Source organism: Burkholderia sp. AU39826 (genome assembly GCF_020419965.1).
Classification (GTDB): domain Bacteria; phylum Pseudomonadota; class Gammaproteobacteria; order Burkholderiales; family Burkholderiaceae; genus Burkholderia; species Burkholderia semiarida.
In genome coordinates this window covers 140,735-165,535 of sequence record NZ_JAIZQG010000012.1, presented here as the reverse complement: position 1 = coordinate 165,535, position 24,801 = coordinate 140,735, and the positions used below count along the sequence as shown (strand labels likewise).

General features: G+C 69.2%; 26 protein-coding genes. 16 read left to right on the top strand and 10 right to left on the bottom strand.

What is annotated here, in order from left to right; genetic code table 11:
- Nucleotides 1-35 precede the first annotated feature (35 nt).
- Nucleotides 36-695 carry a glutathione S-transferase family protein gene (locus LGM42_RS20865; protein WP_226233080.1) on the top strand — a complete coding sequence of 220 codons (660 nt, stop codon included), beginning with the start codon at nt 36-38 and terminating at the stop codon, nt 693-695.
- 102 nt (nt 696-797) lie between these two features.
- Here the strand turns inward: LGM42_RS20865 and LGM42_RS20860 are convergent, their stop codons facing one another.
- Both LGM42_RS20860 and LGM42_RS20855 read right to left on the bottom strand, forming a co-directional pair.
- On the bottom strand, nt 798-1,490 hold the full coding sequence (locus LGM42_RS20860) for a phosphatase PAP2 family protein (RefSeq protein WP_226233079.1): 693 nt from the start codon (nt 1,488-1,490) through the stop codon (nt 798-800).
- A 427-nt stretch (nt 1,491-1,917) separates the two neighbouring features.
- On the bottom strand, nt 1,918-3,150 hold the full coding sequence (locus LGM42_RS20855) for an MFS transporter (RefSeq protein WP_226233078.1): 1,233 nt from the start codon (nt 3,148-3,150) through the stop codon (nt 1,918-1,920).
- Nucleotides 3,151-3,251: 101 nt separating this feature from the next.
- Between LGM42_RS20855 and LGM42_RS20850 the strand changes: the two genes are divergently transcribed.
- Nucleotides 3,252-4,235 carry a LysR family transcriptional regulator gene (locus LGM42_RS20850; protein ID WP_226233077.1) on the top strand — a complete coding sequence of 328 codons (984 nt, stop codon included), beginning with the start codon at nt 3,252-3,254 and terminating at the stop codon, nt 4,233-4,235.
- 29 nt (nt 4,236-4,264) lie between these two features.
- Here the strand turns inward: LGM42_RS20850 and LGM42_RS20845 are convergent, their stop codons facing one another.
- Both LGM42_RS20845 and LGM42_RS20840 read right to left on the bottom strand, forming a co-directional pair.
- Nucleotides 4,265-4,903 (bottom strand): 2-hydroxychromene-2-carboxylate isomerase, encoded by a 639-nt coding sequence (locus tag LGM42_RS20845; protein WP_226233076.1) that lies wholly within the window; start codon nt 4,901-4,903, stop codon nt 4,265-4,267.
- Nucleotides 4,904-5,006: 103 nt separating this feature from the next.
- On the bottom strand, nt 5,007-5,825 hold the full coding sequence (locus LGM42_RS20840) for an IclR family transcriptional regulator (RefSeq protein WP_060317372.1): 819 nt from the start codon (nt 5,823-5,825) through the stop codon (nt 5,007-5,009).
- 172 nt (nt 5,826-5,997) lie between these two features.
- Between LGM42_RS20840 and LGM42_RS20835 the strand changes: the two genes are divergently transcribed.
- The 4 genes from LGM42_RS20835 (at nt 5,998) to LGM42_RS20820 (ending at nt 10,781) form a co-directional block, all read left to right on the top strand.
- Nucleotides 5,998-6,984, top strand: coding sequence for a hydroxymethylglutaryl-CoA lyase (locus tag LGM42_RS20835; RefSeq protein ID WP_060317370.1), 987 nt, complete (start codon nt 5,998-6,000; stop codon nt 6,982-6,984).
- The gene (locus LGM42_RS20830; RefSeq protein ID WP_226233075.1) at nt 6,981-8,273 is read left to right on the top strand and encodes a CaiB/BaiF CoA transferase family protein; all 1,293 of its coding nucleotides are present in this window, start codon (nt 6,981-6,983) and stop codon (nt 8,271-8,273) included. Before LGM42_RS20835 ends, LGM42_RS20830 begins: the two co-directional genes overlap by 4 nt.
- Nucleotides 8,274-8,356: 83 nt before the next feature.
- Nucleotides 8,357-9,664, top strand: a complete 1,308-nt coding sequence (locus LGM42_RS20825; protein WP_226233074.1) for an MFS transporter — start codon at nt 8,357-8,359, stop codon at nt 9,662-9,664.
- Nucleotide 9,665: 1 nt separating this feature from the next.
- Nucleotides 9,666-10,781, top strand: coding sequence for an amidohydrolase family protein (locus LGM42_RS20820; protein ID WP_226233073.1), 1,116 nt, complete (start codon nt 9,666-9,668; stop codon nt 10,779-10,781).
- A gap of 13 nt (nt 10,782-10,794) precedes the next feature.
- Here LGM42_RS20820 and LGM42_RS20815 read toward each other — a convergent pair whose 3' ends face one another.
- The 3 genes from LGM42_RS20815 to LGM42_RS20805 all read right to left on the bottom strand — a co-directional run bounded on the left by LGM42_RS20815 (nt 10,795) and on the right by LGM42_RS20805 (nt 12,213).
- On the bottom strand, nt 10,795-11,271 hold the full coding sequence (locus LGM42_RS20815) for an SRPBCC family protein (RefSeq protein WP_060317358.1): 477 nt from the start codon (nt 11,269-11,271) through the stop codon (nt 10,795-10,797).
- Nucleotides 11,272-11,390: 119 nt separating this feature from the next.
- Entirely contained in the window at nt 11,391-11,876 is a 486-nt protein-coding gene (locus LGM42_RS20810; RefSeq protein WP_060317355.1) for an SRPBCC family protein, read from the bottom strand.
- The gene (locus LGM42_RS20805) at nt 11,848-12,213 is read right to left on the bottom strand and encodes an ArsR/SmtB family transcription factor (protein WP_099318033.1); all 366 of its coding nucleotides are present in this window, start codon (nt 12,211-12,213) and stop codon (nt 11,848-11,850) included. Before LGM42_RS20805 ends, LGM42_RS20810 begins: the two co-directional genes overlap by 29 nt.
- A gap of 204 nt (nt 12,214-12,417) precedes the next feature.
- Between LGM42_RS20805 and LGM42_RS20800 the strand changes: the two genes are divergently transcribed.
- Nucleotides 12,418-12,948: a GNAT family N-acetyltransferase gene (locus LGM42_RS20800; protein WP_059641426.1), complete on the top strand. Its 531-nt coding sequence runs from the start codon at nt 12,418-12,420 to the stop codon at nt 12,946-12,948.
- A gap of 268 nt (nt 12,949-13,216) precedes the next feature.
- Nucleotides 13,217-13,795: a hypothetical protein gene (locus LGM42_RS20795; RefSeq protein ID WP_226233072.1), complete on the top strand. Its 579-nt coding sequence runs from the start codon at nt 13,217-13,219 to the stop codon at nt 13,793-13,795.
- Nucleotides 13,796-13,835: 40 nt separating this feature from the next.
- Here the strand turns inward: LGM42_RS20795 and LGM42_RS20790 are convergent, their stop codons facing one another.
- A complete protein-coding gene (locus tag LGM42_RS20790; protein ID WP_226233071.1) occupies nt 13,836-14,420 on the bottom strand; it encodes a TetR/AcrR family transcriptional regulator in 585 nt (194 codons plus the stop codon).
- A gap of 344 nt (nt 14,421-14,764) precedes the next feature.
- Here LGM42_RS20790 and LGM42_RS20785 point away from each other — a divergent pair, with 344 nt between their 5' ends.
- A complete protein-coding gene (locus tag LGM42_RS20785; RefSeq protein WP_226233070.1) occupies nt 14,765-15,469 on the top strand; it encodes an SDR family oxidoreductase in 705 nt (234 codons plus the stop codon).
- Between the two features lie 59 nt (nt 15,470-15,528).
- Here LGM42_RS20785 and fabV read toward each other — a convergent pair whose 3' ends face one another.
- Nucleotides 15,529-16,731, bottom strand: a complete 1,203-nt coding sequence (gene fabV / locus LGM42_RS20780) for an enoyl-ACP reductase FabV (RefSeq protein WP_059581884.1) — start codon at nt 16,729-16,731, stop codon at nt 15,529-15,531.
- 162 nt (nt 16,732-16,893) lie between these two features.
- On the opposite strand from fabV, the gene LGM42_RS20775 reads away from it, so the two are divergent.
- The 6 genes from LGM42_RS20775 to LGM42_RS20750 all read left to right on the top strand — a co-directional run bounded on the left by LGM42_RS20775 (nt 16,894) and on the right by LGM42_RS20750 (nt 22,455).
- The gene (locus LGM42_RS20775) at nt 16,894-17,427 is read left to right on the top strand and encodes a GbsR/MarR family transcriptional regulator (RefSeq protein WP_011548968.1); all 534 of its coding nucleotides are present in this window, start codon (nt 16,894-16,896) and stop codon (nt 17,425-17,427) included.
- 87 nt (nt 17,428-17,514) lie between these two features.
- Nucleotides 17,515-18,837, top strand: coding sequence for an SDR family oxidoreductase (locus LGM42_RS20770; protein ID WP_226233069.1), 1,323 nt, complete (start codon nt 17,515-17,517; stop codon nt 18,835-18,837).
- Nucleotides 18,834-19,304, top strand: coding sequence for a DUF2269 family protein (locus tag LGM42_RS20765; RefSeq protein ID WP_060317340.1), 471 nt, complete (start codon nt 18,834-18,836; stop codon nt 19,302-19,304). The genes LGM42_RS20770 and LGM42_RS20765 overlap by 4 nt, the downstream gene beginning before the upstream one ends.
- A 90-nt stretch (nt 19,305-19,394) precedes the next feature.
- Nucleotides 19,395-20,264, top strand: coding sequence for a thiol-disulfide oxidoreductase DCC family protein (locus tag LGM42_RS20760; protein WP_226233068.1), 870 nt, complete (start codon nt 19,395-19,397; stop codon nt 20,262-20,264).
- Entirely contained in the window at nt 20,261-21,760 is a 1,500-nt protein-coding gene (locus LGM42_RS20755; protein ID WP_226233067.1) for a TIGR01777 family oxidoreductase, read from the top strand. The genes LGM42_RS20760 and LGM42_RS20755 overlap by 4 nt, the downstream gene beginning before the upstream one ends.
- A 71-nt stretch (nt 21,761-21,831) precedes the next feature.
- Entirely contained in the window at nt 21,832-22,455 is a 624-nt protein-coding gene (locus tag LGM42_RS20750; RefSeq protein ID WP_060317330.1) for a glutathione S-transferase family protein, read from the top strand.
- Nucleotides 22,456-22,536: 81 nt separating this feature from the next.
- On the opposite strand, the gene LGM42_RS20745 is transcribed toward LGM42_RS20750, so the two are convergent.
- Entirely contained in the window at nt 22,537-23,958 is a 1,422-nt protein-coding gene (locus tag LGM42_RS20745; RefSeq protein ID WP_226233066.1) for a serine hydrolase domain-containing protein, read from the bottom strand.
- Nucleotides 23,959-24,188: 230 nt separating this feature from the next.
- On the opposite strand from LGM42_RS20745, the gene LGM42_RS20740 reads away from it, so the two are divergent.
- Complete coding sequence (locus LGM42_RS20740) at nt 24,189-24,608, top strand: HIT family protein (protein WP_226233065.1); 420 nt, start codon at nt 24,189-24,191, stop codon at nt 24,606-24,608.
- The last annotated feature ends 193 nt before the right edge of the window (nt 24,609-24,801 follow it).

The following is a 24,801-nucleotide window of genomic DNA, read 5'->3' as shown; positions in this document are numbered from 1 at the left end:
GCCTGACGCGGCGCCGAAACCCTGAGAGACCCGCGATGATGCCGACGCTTTACGCCCATCCCTTTTCGTCCTACTGCCAGAAGGTGCTGACCGCGCTGTACGAGAACGGCACGCCGTTCGACTATCGCGTGCTTGCGCACGACGATCCGAAGCCGATGCAGGAACTGGCCGCGCTGTGGCCGCTGAAGCGCTTCCCGGTGCTCGTCGACGCGGGCCGCACGGTGATCGAGGCGTCGATCATCATCGAGTATCTCGGCCTGGCCCATCCGGGCCCCGTGCGCCTGCTGCCCGACGATCCGCGCGCCGCGCTCGAGGTGCGGACGATGGACCGCTTCTTCGACAACTACGTGGCGACGCCGCAGCAGAAGGTCGTGTTCGACGCGCTGCGGCCGGAAGCCGAGCGCGATGCGCGCGGGGTGGCCGACGCGCGCGCGATGCTCGATACGTCGTACGCGTGGCTCGACGAGACGATGGCCGATCGCGAATGGGCGGCCGGCGATCGTTTCAGCCTCGCCGATTGCGGCGCGGCGCCGTTCCTGTTCTACGCGGACTGGACGCACCGGATCGATCCGGCGTTCGCGAACGTGATCGCGTACCGCAAGCGCCTGCTCGCGCGGCCTTCGTTTGCGCGCGCGGTCGACGAGGCGCGGCCGTATCGTTCGTTCTTTCCGCTCGGCGCGCCCGATCGCGACTGACGGGCGCGGCCGTTGCACGGCGTGCTGCCGCCGAGCATGGCCGGCAGCGCGCGCCGGGGCGACGGAACGACAGCAGCAGCGGCAGCATCGCGCGCGTGCCCGTCACATCGTGCGGGTGGCCGACTGCGCGAGCGTCAGCAGTTCGTCGAACTGCGTGATCAACTCGAAGCACAGCAGGAACGCGAGCGTATAGGCGGGCGCGGGGAAGCGCCGGATCGTCTCCAGCACCTGCGGCGCGAAGCGCGAGCGGATCGCGTCGCGCGTCAGCAGCCACGCGATCGCGATGCCGATCGCGGCGCCCGCGATCAGGTCGGTCGGGTAGTGAAAGCCGAGATACGCGCGCGGCAGGCAGATGAACACGACCGAATACAGCAGTGCGACGACGCCGACGCGGCGCGCGATGATGAAGATGCCGGTGGCGATCGCCATCCACAGCATCGCGTGATCGCTCGGAAACGAACTCCATGTCTGCAGGGTCGCCGCGCGCAATCCGGCCGACGGGAAGTGCAGGTGCAGGTCGGGGTTGTAGATCGGCCGCACGCGGAACGGCAGCACCTGCGCGAGCACGCGGCCGACGGCGAGCGCGACGAGCCCGCTCGCGACGGTGGCGACGACCAGTTCGCGTTGCCGTTCGCGATGCGGGCCGGGCTGGAACCACAGCCAGCACAGCACGGGAACGAGCACGAAGCCCTTGAACGTGTAGAGGCCCGCGATCACGCGGATCGCGTGATTCATCAACGGGCCGAACGTCACGTGGGTGAGGAAGATCTGGATCGTGGTGTCGAAATCGTTCATGTCCTGTGCGACCCGGGCGGACGCGCAGCGCATGACGGGCGGCCGGCTGGATCGGAAAGCGCGCTCGCACGGAGCGCAACGGGGGGCAAGTATGTCACCCGTTATTTCGAAGAAAATGCGAAAAAATACCGGGATTCCCCTGATAAACCGGGGCCGTGTGGTGGGGCCGGATGGGCGAGCGCCGTGTGGTGCGGTAGGGTCGAATCGTCCGACGTTTGCGGGCGGCCATGCACGCGCGCCGGAAAAATATTTTGTTGAACTGGACAATTCGGCAGGACGGTGCGGACCTTGCGCCGAATGAGTGATTGCCGTGCCGGAGTGGCGTGAATCTGCCGGCCGGCGCGGCGTCATGCGTGTGCCGATCAAAAAATAAAAAAAGCGGGCAAGCCTCATCGGCCTGCCCGCCGGCGTGACGCGATGCGCGGCTTCAGTTGCGCCACACCCGGACGGCGAGCGCGGCCAGCGACGTCACGACGGCCAGCGCGGTCACCGCATTCCAGCCCAGTTGCGCGAGCAACGAACTGCCGATTGCCGCGCCCGCCGCCATCCCGATGAACATGCCGACGAACAGCACCGCGTTGAGACGGCTGCGCGACGCGGGATCGATCCGGTAGACGATCGACTGGTGCGCGATCAGCGTGGCCTGCACGCCGAGATCGAAGCCGATCGTCGCGACCGCGAGCAGCACGAGTTGCGCATGCGGCGACATCAGCGGCGCGGCGGCCATCGACGCGAACGACACCGTCGCGATGCCGATGCCGATACGCGTGACGCGCTCGGGGCCGTGATGGTCGGCCAGACGCCCGGCGATCGGCGCGGCCAGCGCGCCGGCGGCGCCCGCGAGGCCGAATGCGCCGGCTGCCGCGCTGCCGAGATGGAACGGCGCGCCGTGCAGCATCACCGCGAGCGTCGACCAGAATGCGCTGAACCCGACGGCCAGCAGCCCCTGGGCGAGCGCGGCGCGGCGCAGTGCCGAATGCTCGCGCCACAGCGCGCCGAGCGAGCCGATCAGCGCACGGTACGGCAGCCGCGTGGTCGGCTCGAAGCGCGGCAACCCGCGTGCGGCTACCGCGCCGATCACGGCGACGCTGGCGGCCGCGAGCGCGAACATCGCGCGCCAGCCGGCCGTCTCGGCGATAAATCCGGCCACGACGCGCGACAGCAGGATGCCGAGCAGCAACCCCGTCATCACGGTGCCGACGATGCGGCCGCGATGCGTGTCGTGTGCGAGCGTCGCGGCGGCCGGCACGACGTCCTGCGCCATCGTCGCGGCGAGGCCGATCGCGAAGCTCGCCGCGAGCAGCAGGCCGAGCGACGGCGCGACGGCGGCCAGCAGCAGCGCGACGACCAGCGCGGCGGCCTTGGTCACGATCACGCGGCGCCGGTCGAAGCGGTCGCCGAGCGGCGCGAGCAGCAGGATGCCGAGCGCATAGCCGAGCTGCGTGAGCGTCGGCACGAAGCCGATCGCCCGCGCCGACGCGCCGAGATCGGGCGCGAGCGCGCCGAGCATCGGCTGCGCGTAGTAGATCGGGGCGACGCCGAGGCCGGCGGCGGCCGCGAGCAGCAGCACGAGCCGGCGATCGGGCATCGAATGGGCGGCCGGGCGGGCCGGGGCATGCGCCACGCGGGGCGCGGCATCGAGACGGGTCGGGGTGGACATCGCGTGCATCCTCGGTTGAAGAAGGGATTGGACGCGAGTGTGGCGGTACTCGGCGGACGACGGTAGTGCCGCCTTGCGCACATTTGTTATACGCTCCACGAATGACCGAAAAATCTCCTCCCTCTCGCGCTGTTGGCGGATCTCCGCGCGTTCAGACGGTGCCGGTGAACGGTGCGGGCTATCGCTTCGAGCTGATGGAAACCTTCGTGCGCATAGTCGAGGCCGGCAGCCTGTCGGCGGCCGCCGTGCAGCTGCATACCACGCAGCCGACGATCAGCCGCCGGCTGCAGGCGCTGGAAAGTTCGCTCGGCATGCGGCTGCTGCAACGCACGACCCATACGATGCGGCTGACCGTCGACGGCGAGCGGTGCTTCAAGCAGGCGAAGGAGCTGCTGGCGAGCTGGGCGGCGTTCGAGGCCGATTTGCGCGGCGCGCAGGAGGAGCCGGACGGGCTGCTGCGCGTCGCGGTGCCGCACGCGTTCGGGCAGCAGCGTTTCGTTGCGCCGCTCGCGCAGTTCCTGCGCGACTATCCGCGCGTGTCGGTCGAGTGGCTGCTGCAGGACGAGGTGCGCGATTTCGTCGGCAGCGGCATCGATTGCGCGATCCAGGTCGGCGAGCCCACCGATCCGGGCGTGGTCGCGATCCGGCTGACGAAGGTGCCGCGCTTCGTGGTCGCCGCGCCGTCCATACTGAACGGCGCCGACGTGCCGGCCGATCCGGACGCGCTCGCCGCGCTGCCATGGCTCGCGTTGCGCACGTACTACCGCAACGAGCTCGCGCTGACGCATGCGGCCACCGGCGACACGCGGCGCATCGCGATCCGCCCGCGCATCACGACCGCGAACCTGTATGCGCTGCGCAGCGCGGCGCTGCTGGGCGTCGGCGCGTGCGTCGGATCATCGTGGATGCTCGCCGACGATCTCGCGCGCGGCGATCTCGTGCACCTCGCCCCCGAATGGGAGGCCGCGTCGCTGCCCGTCTACCTGACTTATCCGCATGCGCAGTTCTATCCGTCGCGGCTCGTGCGGTTCGCCGCGATGATGCGCGACGCCGTGCCGGCGCTCGTCGAAGGGCGCGACGGCTGAAGCAACGCGGCCCGGCTGGCGGTACACCGTCAGCCCCGCCGGATCCCTTCGGGCAGCGCGCTGATGCGGCGCACTTCGGGCGAATCGAGCCACGCGCGCGACGTCGCGCAGTCGACGAACATGTCGGTCGCGTCCTCGCCCCAGAACAGGTCGCCGCCGAGCACGAAGGTCGGCACGCCGAACACGCCGTCGGCGATCGCGCGATCCGTGTTCGCGCGCAACGCATCCTTGACCGGCTGGGCTTCGACGGCCGTCACGCCTTCCGGGAAGCCAACGGCTTCGCACAGCGCGGCGAAACCTGCCGGCGTCGACACGTCCTCGCCGTCGCGCCAGATATGCCGGAAGATCCGCTGGATCGCGTCGCGTGAGCCGCCCATCGCGATCGCGAGGCGCAGCGGCTTGATCGGATTGAACGGGTGCGCGGGCGGCATCCGGAACGCAATGCCGAGCTTGTCCGCGCGGTATTGCGCATGCCGATAGGTGAACACGCGTTTGGCCGCGATCTCCGCCGGCGCTTTCTGGCCCCAGTGCGTGAGCAGCGCACCGAGCACGATCGGCCGCGGCTCGAACGCGGCGGCGGGCGGCAACCGGTCGAACTGTTCCTGTTGCAGGTAGGCGAACGGCGAAACGAAATCGAAATACCAGCTGGCGGTGCGCGGGGCGTTCATCGCGGGAGTCTCCTCGGGCGGATCCGGTTGTCGGCTGCAGGGGCAGTGTCGCATGCGGCCGCCTTTCGCGCTGCCGTATCGCGTGCCGCGCGCCATCGGCTCCCTACGACCGGGCGGCGTCGTCCGCCGACGATGCGAGCCGCGCGAGACTGTCGCGCACGGCCGCCGCGTCGTAGCGTGCGCCCGCGCCGCCGAGGGCGACGGTCGCCTTCTGCGCGAGCGGCAGCAGCATCGCGACTGCCGCCGTCATCGCCGGCGCGGCGGCGAGCCGCGATTTCGGGCCCGACACCGTCAGCGCACCGACGCATTCGCCGGCCGCGCCGAACACGGGCACGGAAGCCGATGCCGTTTCCGGGTCGCGCTCGCCGTACGACGCGGCCCACAGCTGTTCGCGCACGTCGTTCCAGCGGGCGTCCTGCGTGTCGGTGAAGGCTAGCAGCACCTTTCCGGATGCGCCCTGGCCGACCGGAAACTCCTCGCCGACGCGGATCGACACGCGCACCGCCCGCGCGGGCTCGACGCGATAGAGTACGGAGCGCACGTCGCCCTGGCGCACATAGAACGATGCCGTTTCTCCGAGTTCGCGGCTCAGTGTCTCGAGGAGCGGCTCGACCACCGGGCCGACGCGGAACGAACGCTGGTACAGCGCGGCGAGCCGCAACGGCTCGTGCCCGACCGCGTACTGGCCATCGTCGAGCTTGCGCATGAATCCGCCATGCTCGAGCGCGGCGAGCAGACGCAGGATCGTGCTCTTGTACAGCCCGGTGCGGCGCGACAATTCGGCGAGCGACAGCCGGTCGTCGGTCTGGCCGAACGCACGGAGAATCGCGAACGCGCGGTCGAGCACGGCGACGCCGCTTGACGCGTCTTCCGTCATCGGATCGGCTGCGTCGCCGACGTGATCTGCTGGGTTCCTGGGCACGACCTGCTTCCTTCGAATGATGGTCGGCGGACTATATCGTTCTATCTGGCAGAACACAAGTTCCAGAAAAACGCGATTTCACGGGTATACCCCGCTTATCGCGCATTCGACGCATGCTTAAAGTTCTGTCAAACAGAACTATGTTCTTTCAGATAGAACGATGAGGTGTCGAATGAAGGTTTCAGAAAACCCGAAGGTGCTGGTCAGCGAGGTCGGCCCGCGCGACGGGCTGCAGAGCATCAAGACCGTGATGCCGACGGCCGCCAAGCTGCGCTGGATCACCGCGCTGGCCGCGGCCGGCCTGCGCGAGATCGAGGTCGGGTCGTTCGTGCCGGCTACGCTGTTGCCGCAGATGGCCGACGTGCGCGAAGTGGTCGCGCACGCGCTAGCGATTCCCGGGCTGCACGTCGCCGCGCTCGCGCCGAACCTGCGCGGCGCCGAGGGTGCGTTCGACGCGGGCGTGCACAAGCTGACGCTGCCGGTCTCGGTGACCGAGGCGCACTCGCTGGCCAACATCCGCAAGACGCCCGCGCAGATGATCGACGAGGTGCGTGCGATCGTCGCGCTGCGCGACGCGCGATTTCCGTCGGTGCAGATCGAGGCCGGCGTGTCGGTTGCGTTCGGCTGCACGATTGCCGGCGCGGTCGGCGACGACGAGACGATCGCGATGGCCGTCGCGATGGCCGAATGCGGGGTCGACGAAATCGGCCTGTCCGACACCAGTGGTTATGCGAATCCCGCGCAGGTGCGCCGGCTGTTCACGCGGCTGCAGCGCGAAGTCGGCGAGAAGGCTGGCGGCGGCCATTTCCACAACACGCGCGGGCAAGGGCTCGCGAACGTCGTCGCGGCGCTCGACGCCGGCGTGACGACGATCGACGCGAGCCAGGGCGGCCTCGGCGGCTGCCCGTATGCGCCCGGCGCCACTGGCAACATCGTCACCGAGGATCTCGTGTTCCTGCTCGAGGCGATGGGAGTCGACACGGGCGTCGACGTCGACGCGCTGCTCGCCGCGCGCGCGATCCTGCACGCGGCGCTGCCGTCCGAGGCGCTGTACGGCCACGTGCCCGATGCCGGGTTGCCGAAGGGGTTCCGCTATGCGGACGGCCGCGCGGCGACGGCGGCGCAACCGGAAGGATGTGTAGCGGGAGTCGCACAATGAACGATCGCCAACCCACTTCGGCGCTGCCATACGCAGGCGTGCGCGTGATCGAGATGACGCACATGGTGATGGGCCCGACGTGCGGCATGCTGCTCGCGGATCTCGGTGCGGAAGTGATCAAGATCGAACCGATCGCGGGCGACAGCACGCGGGCGCTGCGCGGTTCCGGCGCGGGCTTCTTCGGGATGTTCAACCGCAACAAGAAGAGCCTCGCGGTCGACGTGAAGGATCCGCGCGGGCTCGAGATCGTGCTGCGGCTCGTCGCGACGGCGGACGTGTTCAGCGAGAACTTCAAGAGCGGCACGATGGACCGCATCGGCCTCGGTTATCCGGCGCTGGACTCGCTGAATCCGCGCCTCGTCTACGTGTCGCACAAGGGCTTCCTGCCGGGGCCGTACGAGCATCGCACCGCGCTCGACGAGGTCGTGCAGATGATGGGCGGCCTGGCCTACATGACGGGCCCCGAAGGGCGGCCGCTGCGTGCGGGCGCGAGCGTCAACGACATCATGGGCGGCATGTTCGGCGCGATCGGCGCGATGGCCGCGCTCGCGCAGCGCGAGCGCACGGGCCGCGGCCAGCAGGTGCAGAGTTCGCTGTTCGAGAACAACGTGTTCCTCGTCGCGCAGCACATGATGCAGTTCGCGGTGACGGGGCAGGCAGCGGCGCCGATGCCGAGCCGGATTTCCGCGTGGGCCGTCTACGACGTGTTCTCCGTCAAGGACGACGAACAGATTTTTCTCGCGGTCGTGTCGGACACGCAGTGGGCGCTGTTCTGCGACGCGTTCGGCATGGACGCGCTGAAGGACGATCCGCGCCTCGCGACCAACAACCTGCGCGTGCAGGCGCGCGAATGGCTGCTGCCCGAGCTGCGTTCGCGGCTTGCGCCGTATTCGGCCGCGGAGATCGGCGCGATCTTCGAATCGACCGGCCTGCCGTACGCACCGATCACGAAGCCGCAGGACCTGTTCGACGATCCGCATCTGCTCGCCACGGGCGGCCTCGAAGCCGTGACGCTGCCGGCCGACGCGAGCAGCGCCGGGCGGCCGGTCGACACGCGCACCGCGCTGCTGCCGCTGACGCTCGCGGGCGAACGCCTGCGGCTGCGCTCGGCGCCGCCCGCGCTCGGCCAGGACACGTGCGCGCTGCTCGGCGAACTCGGCTACACGCCGGACGACGCGCGTGCGCTGATCGAGGCCGGCGTCGTCGCGGGGCGGTACGGCGCGGACGCCGCCGCGCCGGGCGACGCGCCGGGCGGCGCGCCGTCGGCGAACGAAGTGGCGAGCGCGTAGCGCCGCCGCGATTCATCGAACGAACAAAGGCGTCCCGGCCGCGCACCACGCGGCAGAGGATCGCCGCATCCACGGAGACAACCATGACATCCGCTTCCCCGGCGCTGCCCGCCGATCACGAGACCGACACGTCGATCGAGCAACGGGCCGTGCGCAAGGCCGCGTGGCGCTTCATCCCGCTGCTCGCGCTCGCGTATTTCTTCAACTACCTGGATCGCACGAGCGTCGGATTCGCGGCGCTCACGATGAACCGCGATCTCGGGCTGACCGCGACGCAGTTCGGCTGGGGCGCGGGGATCATGTTTGCCGGCTACTGCGTGTTCGAGGTGCCGAGCAATCTCGCGCTGTACCGCTTCGGCGCGCGCCGCTGGCTCGCCCGCATCATGATCACGTGGGGGCTGATGGCGGCCGCGACCGCGCTTGCGACTGGGCCGACCAGTTTCTACGCGATCCGGCTGCTGCTCGGCATCGGGGAAGCCGGTTTCTTTCCGGGCGTGATCTTCTTTCTTGCGGTGTGGTTTCCGGCGAGCTACCGCACGCGCGTGCTGGCGTGGTTCACGGTGTCGACGCCGCTGTCGTCGCTGATCGGCGGCCCGCTGTCGACGTGGCTGCTGCAGCTCGACGGCGCGCTCGGGCTCGCCGGCTGGAAGTGGATGTTCATCGTCGAAGGGCTGCCCGCGTGCGCGCTCGGCTTCCTCGTACTGAAGCTGCTGTCGGATTCGCCGGCGAATGCCGCGTGGCTGTCGGACGACGAGCGTGCCGCGCTGCAGCGCGCGTTCGAGCGCGACGGCGCGGCCGCCGGCCGCAAGAAGCGCTTCGGCGTCGCGCTGCGCGACGTGCGCGTCTACGTGCTCGCGCTGATTTCGTTCGGCTTCACGATGGGCTCGTACGGCATCGGCATCTGGTTGCCGCAAATGCTGAAGGCGCACGGCATGTCGACGATGCAGACCGGCTGGCTTTCCGCGGTGCCTTACTTCTTCGCCACGATCGCGCTGCTGTGGTGGGCGAAACGGGTGGACCGTCGCGGCGGCCCGGTCGCGAACCTGGCGATCGGCTTGTTCATCGGCGCGGTGGCGCTCGGCGTGTCGACCCATTTCCTGACGCTCGGGCCGGCGCTCGTCGGCATCACGCTCGCGCTGATCGGCACGATTGCCGGCCGCACGATCTTCTACACGCTGCCGTCGCGCTTCCTGTCCGGCCAGGCCGCGGCCGGCGGGCTGGCGCTGATCAATTCGATCGGCGCGCTCGGCGGCTTCGCGGGCCCCTATCTCGTCGGATACCTGAAGGACAGCTTCGGTACCTTCACGGCCGGGATGCTCGGGCTCGCGATCGTGCTGGCGATCACGACGCTGCTCACGCTGTCGCTGGTCGCGTTCGACCGGAGCGAATGACATGACCTTTTCGATCAAACGGCGCCGGTTGATCGGCGCGGCCGCCGCCTCGCTCGCGCTGCCCGCGTTCGCCGACACGCCGGCCCACGATGGAGCTTCCCGCATGACGCAAAGCAACTACCTCGCGGTCCGCCCCGACTGGCTCGCGTCGGCGCTCGAACCCGCGCTCGAGCCCGACCTGCCGATCGTCGACGCGCATCATCACTTCTACGAACGGCCGGGCTGGATCTACCTGCTCGACGACTATCTGCAGGATGCGCGCTCGGGCCACAACATCCAGGCGTCCGTCTACATGCAGGCGCAGACGCGTTATCGCGATTCGGGCCCGGCCGAACTGAAGCCGGTGGGCGAGACGGCTTACGTCGCCGGTGTGACCGAGCCGCTGCAGCACGGTCCCGTGGCCGTCGCGAAAGGCATCGTCGGCCATGCGGACCTGCGGCTCGGCGAACGCGTGCGCGACGTGCTGGAAGCGCATCTCGAAGCGGGGCGCGGACGGTTTCGCGGCGTGCGGCACCTGAGCACGTGGGATGCCGATCCGACGCTCGCCAATCCGCTGTCGGCGGTGCCGCGCGGGCTGCTGCTCGATCCTGCGTACCGGGCCGGCGTCGCGCAACTTGCGCCGCTCGGGCTGTCGTACGACGCGTGGCTGTTCTTTCCGCAGTTATCCGAATTATTCGATCTCGCGAAAGCGAACCCCGACACGCGGATCATCGTCAATCACTGCGGCGGCGTCGTGCGGATCGGCAGCTATGCCGACAAGCGGCCGGAGGTGTTCGCGCGCTGGTCGGCGTCGATGCGCACGCTCGCGCAACTGCCGAACGTGTACGTGAAAGTCGGCGGCCTCGGGATGCGCATCAACGGGTTCGATTTCGAGAAGGGCGAGAAGCCGCCGTCTTCGGCGCAGCTTGCCGACGCGTGGAAGCCGTGGATGATGACCTGCATCGACGCGTTCGGCCCCGGGCGCTGCATGTTCGAGAGCAATTTCCCGGTCGACAAGGGCTCGTATTCGTTCGTGAACGGGTGGAACGCGTTCAAGCGGCTGACCGCGCAAGCCAGCGCGGACGAGCGCGACGCGCTGTTCCGCGGCACGGTCACGCACGCTTACCGGCTCGGCTGACGCGCGCGCGGCGTCACCCGGCTTCCACCAGCGCCGCGAGCTTCGCCAGCGCCATCTGCCAGCCGGTCTCGTTGTCGGCGGCCGGCACGCCGGGCGGTATGCCGTCGTGCACGGCGTCCACGCGCGTGCCGCCCGCTTCGTCGGACAGCGTGATCGTGATCGTCATCGCGCCGCGCAGCATCGGGTCGTCGGTTTCGAATACGTCGATCTCGACGATCTGCTGGTCGGGCACCAGCGTGACGAAGCGGCCGTGATAGGTGTCGGTGCGCGCGGTGGTCTTGCCGGTGCCGGCCGACGGCGCGTCGTAGCTCAGCGACACCCGCAGCGCGCCGCCTTCCCGTGTGTCGTACGCGTGTACGCGGCACGTCATGCCGTCGGGCACTTTCCATTGCTCGACCGCGTGCGGGTCGAGCAGCGCGCGATAGACGCGCCCGCGCGGCGCGTTCAGGTGCCGGCTGACCCGGGTCGAATGCGTGTGCGTGTGCAACATGTCGCCTCCCGCGAAGCGAGCGAGACGGTGCACGCCGGCGCCCGGCGTGTCGTCATGCTTCCTTCAGGAATCCTAGGCGCGGGCGCGGCGGCATGCAATGACCGCACGCGAAGCGGCGTTCAGCGCAGCGTGGCGGCAAAGGCGTCGAGCTGCGTGATGCAGGTGTTCCAGCCCTCGAAAAAGCCGAGCGCTTCGTGGCGCTCGCGCGTCGCGGCGTCGGGGTGCATCACGCGCGCTTCGTAGCGGCTGCCCGCGTCGTCGTCGGCCATCGTGACGATCGCCGTGAAGCCGAGCCACGGCGTCTGCGGCCGCCAGCCGCCCGCGAGCATCGACGTGAACGCGATGCGCGATTCCGGCACGATGTCGAGGAAGCAGCCGGGGTTGTCGCTCGTGCCGCCATCGGGGCCGCGCATGAACGTATGGAAGGCGCCGCCCGGCCGCAGGTCGAACGCACGCACTTCGGTGGTCCACGGTTTCGGGCACCACCATTCCTTCAGCAATTCAGGGTCGGTCCATGCACGCCACAGCGCGCGGCGCGGCGCGCGCAGCGTGCGCGTGATGACGAGATCGTGGGCTTCAGCGGGTTCGACGTGGCTGGCTGACATCGTGCTCCTCCTGGTGACGGCGTTCGACGAATTCGACGAGACGATCGGATCGCGCTTCCCACTGCGCGCGCTGCGCGGCGAGCCATGCCTCGGCCTCGGTCAGCCGGCTGCCGACCAGCGCGCAGGTGCGCGAACGGCCGGCCTTCCGGGTCGCCACGAGGCCGCTGCGCTCGAGCACGGCGAGGTGCTTCATGAACGACGGCAGGGCCATGTCGAACGGCGCGGCCAGCGCGGAGACGGTCCGCTCCCCCTGGCCGAGCGCGCCGACGATCGCGCAGCGCGTCGGATCGGCGAGGGCGTGGAAGACGTCGCTGATGCCGGGTTGAAAGTTATCCATTTGGCTAAGTGTAGGCGATGTGGTCATCGGTGCAACGACAATTTTCGTCGCGTACGATGATGGGGCGGTAACGCGCGCCGGTCGGGCGCCGTGTTGCCGGACGCCTGCCGTCGTCGCGCGTGCGGCGACGCCCGGCCGGCGTCCGTTCCGATTCCGGCCCATGCCGAACCCGCGCGTGCGGCCCACCTGACTACCGGAGAGGGCATGACCGAACCTGTTACCGTCCGCCGCGTCGGCGCAAGCGAAGCGATGGCCTGTGTCGATGCGCTGGCCGACGTGCTGATCGATTGCGTCGAAGGCGGCGCATCCGTCAGCTTCATGTTGCCGATCGAGCGGGCGACCGCCGTCGCGTTCTGGACGCGTGTGGCCGAGGGCGTCGCGAACGACGAGCGCATCCTGCTCGTCGCCGAGGATGCGTCCGGCCGGATCGTCGGCACCGTGCAGATCGTGACCGCGCAGCCCGAGAACCAGCCGCATCGCGCGGACATCGCGAAGATGCTCGTGTCGCGGCATGCGCGCCGGCAGGGCGTCGCCGCACGACTGATGGCGGCGGCCGACGCGGCCGCGCGCGACGCCGGCAAGACCGTGCTCGTGCTCGACACGGTGACGGGCGGCGACGCCGAGCGGCTGTACGAGCGGGCCGGCTGGCAGCGCGTCGGCGTCGTGCCGAACTATGCGTTGATGCCCGACGGCGCGCCGTGCGCGACGACGTATTTCCACAAGCAGCTCGCGTGACGGCCGTCGCCATGCAGCCGGTCGCGCCGGCGCCGTTGTTCGCCACGCGTGCGGCCGGTGTCGTTGCGCCGATCGCGCCCGCGTGGCTCGCTGCCGGGTGGCGCCGCTGCACGCCGGTGCCGTGGCGGAGCCGGTGTCGACGATGCGGGCGCGCGTCGCGTGACGGGCGTGGCCTGTGAAAAAAGCGCCACCGCGCGCGGCCCCGCGTCCGATATAGTCGCGTGCACGCAGCAAGACGCCCACCATACGTCACGAAACCGCCGCCTCGATGAAACGCTCCCACGCCGCTTTCGCCCTCACGGGCCTGCTCGTCGCGCTGCCGATTGCCGCGTATGCGCTCGTCAAGCCGCTGCGCGTCGTCGCGCCCGCGCTGATCCCCGGCGTGTCGTGCCCGAGCACCGACATCTGCACGGACGATGTCGCGAGGCTCGGCGAGGCGCGGCAGCTCTATCACGACGGCTACGCGCGCGCGGCGGCGACCGTCGGCGCGTTCCGCGCCGCACCGCGCGTCGTGTTCTGCGCGACCCGCACGTGCGCCGATGCGTTCGGCCTCGGCACACGCGCGGCGCTGACGCTCGGCGATTTCGGCGTGGTGATCGCGCCGCGCGGCTGGCAGACGTACTTTCTCGCGCACGAGCTGATCCACCACCGGCAGGCTGAAGTACTCGGCAACCTGGCCGTTCTGACCAAACCGCGCTGGCTGATCGAAGGGATGGCGTATTCGCTCAGCGACGATCCGCGCCATCCGCTGGCCGAGCCGTTCGAATCGTGGCGCACGCGGTTCGCCGCGTGGAATTCGGCGCGCGGCGCGCAGCCGCTGTGGGACGCCGCGCGGGCGATCGAATAGCGAGATAAGAACGCCGCGCCGCGGCGCGCGCGGCCAGCGCTCAATTCGACGCGGCCGATTCGCCGCGTCGGCCGGCCAGCGTGTCCCGTCCCGCGTCGAGAATCTCGTCGGCCAGCGCCGGATCGGTGCCGGCGATCGCGCGCGACAGCACGAGCGCGCCGACCATCTGGCTGAAGACCGCGAGCGCGTCGCGACGCGTCTGCGCGGGCGTCGCGCCTTCGGTCGCCACCATCCGTTCCAGCCGATCGAGATACGCGGCGAGGCCGTGCGCATAGCACGCGCGCGCCGCATCGGTCAGCCGCGGCGCATCGCCCGCGAAGCCAGACAGCGGGCAACCGGCCTCGACGTTGTCGCGATGCGCGGGCGACAGATACGCGGCCACCTGCGCGTCGAGACTGCCGGCATTCGGTGAATCCGCGCGGTCGTGCATCGCCTTTTCCATCACTTCGGCGACCAGCGCGTCCTTCGACTTGAAGTGGTTGTAAAAGCCGCCCTGCGTGAAGCCGGCTTCCTTCATCAGTTCCGTCAGCCCCACGGCGTCGACGCCGCGTACGCGGAACAGCCGCTCGGCGGCCGCGACGATCGCGCTTCGGTTCTCGGCAGCCTGTTGTCTGGACACGCCCATCGATCTCTCCCTGATTTCCTGTTCGATCGCGTCGATTGAAAAACACAATGGTGATCGCCATTGACACGACCATGCGGCGAGAACACAATGCACCGCAAAGACAATGGTGATCAACATTGACATTGAGTGTAGCCGACTGGGCGGATCGTGGCAAAGCCACGGCGGGTACACCGGATGGCAACGGGTCAGCGTCTTTGGCGCCGTGGGTTGTGGGTCGCGGGCGGCTTGCCTCGGCGGCAGGCCGCGGCGCCACGGTTCGACAGGCAACGACAGTCTCGTTTTTACCTGGATCTCACGCGCGGCGAGCCGGCGCGCGGGCGATTCATCACGCGAAAGGACGCATCATGAAAATCGAAGGTGCAGTGGTGTTCATCACGGGCGCGAACCGCGGGCTGGGGCTCGAGTTCGCGAAGCAGGCGCTCGAACGGGGCGCGCGGAAGGTCTATGCGGGCGCGCGCGATCCGGCCAGCGTGACGCTGCCGGGCGTCGTGCCCGTGAAGCTCGACGTGACCGACCCCGCGGCGGTCGCGGCAGCGGCCGAGGCGGCGCGCGACGTCACGCTGCTGATCAACAACGCCGGCATCGCGCGGCTCGGCAGCCTGACCGACGAGGGCGCGCCCGACGCATTGCGCGCTCACCTGGAGACCAACGTGTTCGGGATGCTGGCGATGTCGCGCGCATTCGCGGGCACCCTGGCGGCCCACGGCGGCGGCGCGATCCTGAACATCCTGTCGGTCGCGAGCTGGGTGAACCGGCCGATCCTGTCGAGCTACGGCGTGTCGAAATCGGCCGCATGGGCGTTGACCAACGGGCTGCGCCATTCGCTGCGCGAGCAGCGCACGCAGGTCGTCGGGCTGCATGCCGGCTTCATCGATACCGACCTGACGGCCGGCCTCGACGTGCCGAAAGCCACGCCGTCCGACGTCGTGCACCAGGCGTACGACGCGATCGAAGCGGGGGCGGAGGAAGTGTCGACCGACGAATTCACGCGGCAGGTGAAGGCCACGCTGTCGTCGGGCGTCTATCTGGAAGAACCGGCGCCGCGTTGACGCCGCCCGGTCGTGCGAACCCGCCGCCCGCGCCGTGAGCGCGGCGGCGGGTCGTGCCGTCAGACCGTGGTGTCGATGATGCCCGGGATCTTCACGTCCGGGTTCACGTCCGCGTCGTAGTCGACGCCGGCGATCTCGAAGCCGAACAGGCGCAGGAACTCGGTCTTGTAGCCTGCGAAGTCCGTCGTCTCGTACAGGTTCTCGTTCGTGACCGTGTCCCACATCGCGACGACCTTCTGCTGCACCTGCGGATCGAGTTCCTTGTAGTCCGCGCGCAGGCGGCCTTCCTCGTCGACATGCGGCGTCGCGCCGTACAGGCTGTCCTTCAGGAGCCCGTACACCTGCTCGATGCAGCCTTCGTGCGTGCCCTTCTCCTTCATCACCTTGAACAGCAGCGACAGGTACAGCGGCATCATCGGGATCGCCGAGCTGGCCTGCGTGACGACCGCCTTCAGCACCGACACGCGGGCGTCGCCGCCGTGCGCGGCCAGCTTGTCGCGGATCGACAGCACCTTCTTGTCGAGATCCTTCTTCGCTTCGCCGATCGAGCCGTTCCAGTAGATGTCGTGCGTGATCTGCTCGCCGAGGTACGTGAACGCCGTGGTCTTCGCGCCGTCAGCCAACACGCCGGCTTCGGCCAGCGCGTCGATCCACATCTGCCAGTCCTCGCCGCCCATCACCGCGACGGTGCCGTCGATCTCTTCCTGCGTCGCCGGCTCGAGCGACACTTCGCGGATCACTTCCTTGTCGGTGTCGAGGCCGCGGAACGTGACGGCCTTGCCGACCGGCTTGAGCGTCGAGCTGATCGTTTCGCCCGTCTTCGGATGCGTGCGGCGCGGGGCCGCAAGGCTGTAGACGACCAGATCGACCTTGCCGAGATCCTGCTTGATGGTGTCGATCGTGACCTGCTTGACCTTGTCGGAGAATGCGTCGCCGTTGATGCTGCGCGCATACAGCCCCTTTTCGGCGGCGAATTTCTCGAACGCGGCGCTGTTGTACCAGCCGGCCGTGCCCGGCTTCGTCTCGCTGCCTGCGCGCTCGAAGAACACGCCGAGCGTGTCCGCGCCCGAGCCGAATGCGGCGGAGATCCGGGCGGCGAGGCCGTAGCCGGTCGACGCGCCGATCACGAGCACCTTTTTCGGGCCATTGGCGATCGGGCCGTGCGAAGTCACGTAATCGATCTGTTCCTTGACGTTGGCTTCGCAGCCGACCGGATGAGTCGTCACGCAGATGAAGCCACGCACGCGCGGTTTGATGATCATGGGAGAACCTCTAGTCAGAAAGGCGGGGACGGCCTGAAATCGGAAAAATCCCGCGCATTGTAAAGGAAGCGGCCGATCGCGGGCGGGCGCGGCCGGAAGGCGCGCGATCGCCCGGTTATTTCTCTCTTAACAGAAATAACTGAAAAAACTAAATTCCCCACCATGGAACTCACACCGATTGCCGAACGATTCATTCTCCACTGGGGCGAAATGGGCTCGCGGTGGGGCGTCAACCGTACTGTCTCGCAGATTCACGCGCTGCTCTACCTGGCCGGACGGCCGGTGGCAGCGGACGAAATCGCCGAGACGCTGAACGTCGCGCGCTCCAACGTCAGCACGAGCCTGAAGGAGTTGCAGGCGTGGCGGCTCGCGAAGGTCGTGCACGTGCTCGGCGACCGCCGCGACCACTTCGAGACGTCGACCGACATCTGGGAGTTGTTCAAGCTGATCGTCGAAGGGCGGCGGCAGCGCGAGATCGAGCCGACGCTCACGGTGCTGCGCGATTGCCTCACGAGCCCGGAGATCGCGAACGAAAGCCGCGAGACCGAACAGCGCATCCGCGACACGCTGCAGTTCGTCGAGACGCTGACGACCTGGTCGGACGAGATGCTGAGGCTCAAGCCCGATACGCTGATGAAGGCGCTCGGCATCGGCGCGAAGATCAGCCAGACGGTTCGGCGCAAGCCGTCGAAGTAAGCGGTAACGGAGAGCGGGCACGCAGCCCGCTTTTTTCGGGGCTATTGTTTCTGTCATTACAGAAATAACTGTAGGTAAAGGATGAACATGAACGCCGTCTTGCCGTCGACCTGCCCGCCCGAGCGTTCCGGCGCACGCGGCATGACTGTGCTCGTGTGCGGCGCGAACGGCTTCATCGGGCGGGCGCTGTGCGCGCAGCTCGAAGCGGGCGGGCTTCGCGTGCTGCGCGGCGTGCGTCACGCGGCCGGCCCGCACGACGTCGCGATGGACTTCGTGCGGGACGTCGATCCGCAAGCATGGCTTGCGCGGCTGAAGGGCGTGGACGTGGTGATCAACGCGGTCGGCATGCTGGCCGATCGACGCGGCGCGACGCTCGACGCCGTGCATCGCGCCGCGCCGTGCGCGCTCTTTACCGCATGCTGCCGCGCCGGCGTGCGGCGCGTGATCCAGATCTCGGCGCTCGGCGTCGAGCGCGGCGATACGCGGTACTTCGCGAGCAAGCAGGCGGCCGACCGCTTCCTGCAGACGTTGCCGATCGACTTCCGCATCGTGCGCCCGGCGCTCGTCTACGGGGCGGCCGGCGCATCGGCGCGGTTTTTCCGGATGCTCGCGAGCTTGCCCGTGCACGTCCTGCCGGCGGGGGGCCGTCAGCGGCTGCGCCCGGTGCATGTCGACGATCTCGCCGAAGTCGTGGCGCGGCTCGTGATGGAGCCGGCCGATTCGCCGTCGGCGGCGGGCCGCCGCGTGATCGACGTGGTCGGCAGCGACGAAGTCGAATACCGCGAGATGCTGGCCGGCTACCGCGCCGCACTCGGTTTTCCGCCAGCGGCCCGCGTGACGCTGCCGGGCCCGCTGGTCGGCGCGGCGGCCGCACTGCTCGGCGCGTTGCCGGGGGCGATGCTGACGCGCGACACGTGGACGATGCTGCGCGGCGGCAACACGGGCGATCCGGCGGCCACCGCGGCCGTGCTGGGCCGGCCGCCGCGCCGCATCGGCGGGTTCATCGGCGCGGAAGCCGCCGCGCTGCGCCGCGACGCGCTCGCGATGTGGCGGCGTCCGTTGCTGCTGGGCGCGCTCGCGATCGTGTGGATCTGGACGGCGATCGCGAGCGCCTTCATCCATCCGTTGCACGCAAGCCTCGCGCTGCTGGCGCCCGCGCACCTGACGGGGCTGCCCGCGCTGATCGCGCTTTACACCGCCAGCGCGCTGGACTTCGCGCTCGGCATCGCGACCGTCGTCGCGCCGTCGCGGCGCCTGTGGGCCGTGCAGGCGGCGCTGATCGTCGCGTACTCGGCGGTCATCGCGGTCACGATGCCCGGCCTGCTGGCCGAACCGTTCGGCCCCGTGCTCAAGAACGTGCCGATTCTCGCCATCCTGTTGATCCTCTTTTCAGAAGAAGAACGCGCATGAATACCTATCTCGTCATCAAGGCGCTTCACATCCTGTCTTCGGTGCTGCTGGTCGGCACGGGGTTCGGCACCGCGTTCTACCTGTTCTTCGCGAACCGCACGCGATCGGTGCCCGCGATCGCGGCCGTGTCGCGGCTCGTGGTGCGCGCGGACTGGTGGTTCACGACGCCGGCCGTGATCTTCCAGCCGGCGTCCGGGTTGTGGCTCGCGCATACGGCCGGGTGGCCGTGGCATACGCCATGGCTGCTCGCGTCGGTCGTGCTGTACGCGGTCGCCGGCGCGTGCTGGCTGCCGGTCGTGTGGCTGCAGCTCGAACTGGCGGCGATGGCGAAGCTCGCGCACGCCAACGGCGACGCCGCGTTGCCCGAGCGCTACTGGCGCTATGCGAAGCGCTGGGAACGGCTCGGTTATCCGGCGTTCTTCGCGATGCTGACCGTGTACTTCCTGATGGTGGTCAAGCCGATGTGAGCCCGTCGCCGTCGCGCGGAAGCGGCGGCGTACGCGGGAAAGCAGTCGATCGATTCATGATGCTTGCGATAACAAGAAGGAGTGCGAAGCATGAATGCCAATGAGCTGGTGCTGTACTTCGACGGGCGATGTCCGTTATGTGTCGCGGAAATCCGGCGTCTCGGCGAGCGCGATGCGCGACACCGGCTGGCGTTCGTCGACATCGCGGAGCCGGGCTTCGATCCGGCGCCGCTGGATGTCGACTTGCCCGCGCTGAATCGCGAGCTGCATGCGCGCTTGCCCAACGGACGCATGCTGACCGGCATCGACGGCATCGCGGCCGCCCATGCGCTGGTTGGGCGTCGCTGGTTCGCCTGGCTGCTTCGCGTGCCGGCGATGCGTGCCGTGTTCGCGCCGCTGTATCGCCGCCTCGCACGCAACCGGTATGCCGTATCGCGCTGGCTCGGGTATCGCGCGCAAGCCTGCTGCGAAGGCGGCGCGTGCAGCACCGGCAGCAACGCCGAAAGCGCGGCGGCGAATCGCCCGCCGCGCGACACTCCGCGCTGCGCCGTCGTGCGCTGGATGTACGCAGCCGCGATCGCGCACCTGCTCGTCGGCGCGGCCATTCCGTGGATTGCCGACGCATCGTGGCTCGACGCCTATCACCGCGGCATCGAGTGGCATTTCTGGTCGACAGCGGCGCCCGAAGCCGCGCGCGCCCAGCAGGTCTGGTGGATGTCGCTGCTCGGCGCGACGGTACAGTGCGCGGCGGTCTGGATGCTCGCGCTCGTCCATCTCGGCAACCGGTCGAGGAAACGGGAAGTGTGGGGCTGGCTGCTGGCCGGCCTGTTGATCTGGGCGCCGCAGGACATGCTGTTGTCGTGGCAGGCGCAGGTGTGGGGGCACGTGGCGATCGACGTGGCCGCGCTCGTCGCGATGGTGCCGCCGCTGGTCTGGTTGTGGAGGAGGGATACCGCATGAACACGTTGCCTGCTTTCGACTGGGCGCTCAACCTGCTGATCGTGCAGGGCGCGATGGGCGCATTCGATACGCTTTACCACCACGAACTCACGCAAGACCTGCCGCACAGCCCGCGCGCGCGGCTCGAACTGGCGATTCATGCGGTGCGGTCCGTGCTGTACGGCCTCGTGTTCGCGTCGATCGCGAACGTCGCGTTTCACGGCGCGTGGGTCGCGGCGCTCGCGATGGTCGTGCTTGTCGAAGTGGGGCTGACGTTGTGGGATTTCGTCATCGAAGACCAAAGCCGCAAGCTGCCCGCGACCGAGCGCGTGCTGCATACGCTGCTGGCCGTCAACGGCGGCGCGTTGTTCGGGATGATCGCGATGCAACTCGCCGTGTGGGCGCACGAGCCGACCGCGCTGCAGCCGATCGACCCCGGCTGGCGCGGCGGGTTGCTCAGCCTGTTCGCGGTCGGCGTGACGGTGTCGGGCGTGCGCGACGGGATTGCCGCGTGCCGCATCGCGCCACGCGCGCCGGCCGCCAACCCGTTCGCGGGGCAGCGGCCCTGCAATGTGCTGGTCACTGGCGGGACCGGCTTCATCGGCGAAACGCTCGTGAACCAGTTGCTCGATGCAGGACATACGGTCACGCTGCTGGCGCGCGATCCGTTGCGTGCGGCTTACTTGTTTCAAGGCCGCGTGCGCAGCGTGACGTCCGTCGACCAGTTGCAGCCGCACGAGCGTTTCGACACGGTGATCAATCTCGCTGGCGCGCCGGTGCTGGGCGCACGCTGGAGCAAGCGCCGGCAGGCGCTGCTGCTCGCCAGCCGCGTCGGCGTCACGCAGGCGCTGATGCGCTGGGTCGAGACCGCCGAAGTCAAGCCGCGTACGTGGATCCAGGCGTCGGCGATCGGCTACTACGGCGTGCGGCCGGGCGACGAACGGCTCGACGAGGGCAGCAGTACCGGCACCGGCTTCATGTCCGAGCTGTGCCGGCAGTGGGAGCAGTCCGTGCAACCGCTCGAGCGCCACGGCGTGCGCGCGGTGGTGCTGCGGCTGGGCATCGTGTTCGGCCCGGGCGGCGCGTTGCGCCCGATGCTGCTGCCGCATTACTTCGGGCTCGGCGGACGATTCGGCGACGGCGCGCAGGTGATGAGCTGGATTCACCGCGACGACGTGTTGCGGATCGTCGCGCGCGCGATGTCGAACACGGGCATGCGCGGCGTCTACAACGCGGTCGCCCCGGTGCCGCTGACCCAGCGCGCGTTCGTGCAGATCGTGACGAAGGTGCTGCGCCGCCCCGCGTTTGTGCACGTGCCGGCGGCACCGCTGCGCGCCGCGATGGGCGAGATGGCCGAGCTGCTGCTGGACGGGCAGCGCGTGGTGCCGGCACGGCTGCATCAGGACGGATTCATGTTCCGCTTCCCGACGGCCGAGCACGCGCTGCGCGACCTGACGAATCGGCCGCACACCGGTTTCGCGCCCGCGGCCTGCCGTTTCCCGCGAGGTCGTGTATAACTTCGGCGTGAACGCGTTCGGCGCGTGCCGCGCGCGCCGAACGTTCGCACCCGACCTCACAAGGAGACTGCATGCTGCACGTCCTCGGCAAGATTCCGTCCATCAACGTCCGCAAGGTGCTGTGGCTGTGCACCGAACTGAACCTGCCGTTCGAACAGGAAGACTGGGGCGCGGGCTTTCGCACGACCCACGACCCGGCCTATCTCGCGCTGAATCCGAACGCGCTCGTGCCCGTCATCAAGGACGACGACTTCGTGCTCTGGGAATCGAACACGATCATCCGCTACCTCGCGAACCGCTACGGCGGCGACGCGCTGTATCCGGCCGAGCCGCAGGCGCGTGCGCGGGTCGACCAGTGGATCGACTGGCAGGGCTCGGACCTGAACCGCTCGTGGGTCGGCGCCTTCCTCGGCCTCGTGCGCAAGTCGCCCGATCACCAGGATCCGGACGGCATCGCTCAGTCGATCGCGGGCTGGACGACGCACATGCGCGTGCTGAATGCGCAGCTTGAAAAGACCGGCGCGTACGTGGCCGGCAACACGTTCACGCTCGCGGATATCCCGATCGGCCTGTCGGTGAACCGGTGGTTCGGCACGCCGTTCGAGCATCCGGACCTGCCGGCGGTGTCGCGCTACATCGAACGGCTCGCGACCCGCGAAGGGTTCAAGCAGTACGCGGGCAGCGCGAATCCGTAATGCGGCGCAGGCAGCGCTTGAAGCGGTGGTATTGCCTTCGTCGCCGCTTCACGACCGATTCACCGACGCACCTGCCCGTCGTCACGCACCGGGCGCCGGCACCGCGTCGAGCACGCGCGCGAGAAACGCCTCGTGATTCCACGCGGCTTCCGGCCGCGACAGCCCGAGCCGCACGACCACCAGCTCGCGGCTCGGCACCACGCTCACGAACTGGCCTTCATGGCCGACCGCATGAAACGCGTCGGCCGGCATCGCCCGCGCATGCGGATCGCGATCGTTGAACGGCTCCGGCACCTTGACCCACAGCTGCGCGCCGAATTCCTGCCGCGGTGACTGTGGCGTCGCGCGCGTCAGATAGCGCACCCAGCCTTCGGGCAGCAGCCGCTGCCCGTTCCACACGCCGTCCTGCAGCAGAAGCTGCCCGAAGCGCGCCCAGTCGCGGGCGCTCGCATACATGTACGACGCGCTGACGAGCGTGCCGGACGCATCGGGCTCGAACACCGCGCTGCGCATCCCGAGCGGCGCGAACAGCGCGCGGCGCGGAAACGCGAGGTAGTCGGCGTCGTTGCCGCCCAGCGCTTCGCGCATCACGCGCGCGACGATCGCGCTCGTGCCGCTCGAGTACGACCACTGCGTGCCGGGCGCCGCGGCAAGCGGCTTCGCCGACGCGAACCGCGCGGTATCGGGCTGCGTGAACAGCATCACCGCGACGTCGGAGAGCGGATCGTCGTAGTCCTCGTTGAATTGCAGGCCGCTCGTCATCCGCAGCAGCTCGTCGAGCGTGATGGCCGCGCGCGGATCGCCGCTGCCGCGCCATTCGGGCAGCAGTGCCGACGCGTCGGGCGACAGCCTGTGCCGCGCGACCAGCGTGCCGACCAGCGCGGCCGTGACGGTCTTCGTCATCGACCAGCCGGGTAGCGGCGTGGCGGCCGTGAAGCCGGGCGCATAGCGTTCGGCGATCACCTGGCCGCGCCACATCACGACGACCGCGCGCGTGCGCCGCGGCCGCGCCGGATCGGGTTCGTCGAACGCGCCGTCGAGCGCGGTCTGCAGCATGTGCGTGTCGATGCCGGCGGGCGGCGTGGCCGGTGCGGGCGGGTCGGGTTGCGCGGGCGGCGGATCGGGTAGGGCCGGCAGCGCGGCGGGCAAGGTGGCCGCCGCCGCACCGGCCGTGGCCCCGAGCGCGAGCGTGCAGCCGAGCCCGGGCCGGAAGTCGGCTTCGCGTTCGGCGAAGCCGGCGAAGGTCGCCACGGCGCGACGATGGTCGGGATCGAGCGACGGGCGCACCAGTTTCAGCAGCGGATGGACGCCGGCCATGATGTCGACGTCGATCACGGATGCGGCCGGACGGCCCGATACGAACACGCCGGAACACAGCGCCTTGGCCGCATAGCCGGTCGCGATCGGCGCGAGCCGGGACAGCGTGTAGCCCGTATAGCCGATCGCGGCCACGAACACGAGCGCGACACCGCGCAGTATCGGCTTCTTGAGGGGGATCGTCATGCGCGAGCGTCCTCGGTGGCGTGCCGGCCGGCATCGATGCGGCAGTGTCGCAGGTTCGGGCGATGCGGTGCAATCGCTGCCGTGTGACGCATGATGACCGCCGCGTGCCCGACGGCGCGGCCGGCGTCGCGCATCGGGCGAGTTGATATCGGGTCGGCCGTCGGCCGATAATCGTCCGGCATTGCGCTTTGCTCTGCCCGTCCCACTGACCAACCGAGATCGGAAACGCCATGTCCTACGACAACAACAACCCGTTCGCCAAAATCCTGCGCGGCGAACTGCCGTGCGTGAAGGTCGCCGAAGACGACGCGACGCTCGCGATCATGGACCTGATGCCGCAGGCCGACGGTCACGTGCTCGTGATCCCGAAGGAGCCGGCCGCGCAGATCTTCGAGTTGTCCGGCGACGCGGCCGCGGCCGGCATCCGCATGACGCAGCGCGTCGCTGCGGCGGCGCGCGCGGCGCTCGAGCCGGACGGCGTGTTCATCGGCCAGTTCAACGGTGCGGCAGCCGGCCAGACGGTCCCGCACGTGCACTTTCACGTGATTCCGCGCTGGGAAGGCGTCGAACTGCGGATGCATGCGCGCGAGATCGCCGACGCGGCGACGCTGGAAGCGCTCGCGCAGCGCATTCGCGCGCGCTTCGTGTAACAGCCCGGCCACCGTCGGCGCGGCGCCCGCCCACCGGCCGGCCGTTGCGCCTCCCGAGCCTGTTTCAGCGGTCACACCACGTAACACGTGTAACCGCCCGGGAAACTCGCGCGGCCAGGCCCGGCGCTAGACTGCGCGCATTGTTTCATCGAGCGACAGGAAGGGCGGATCGCCTCTTCGTGCCGGCCGCCGC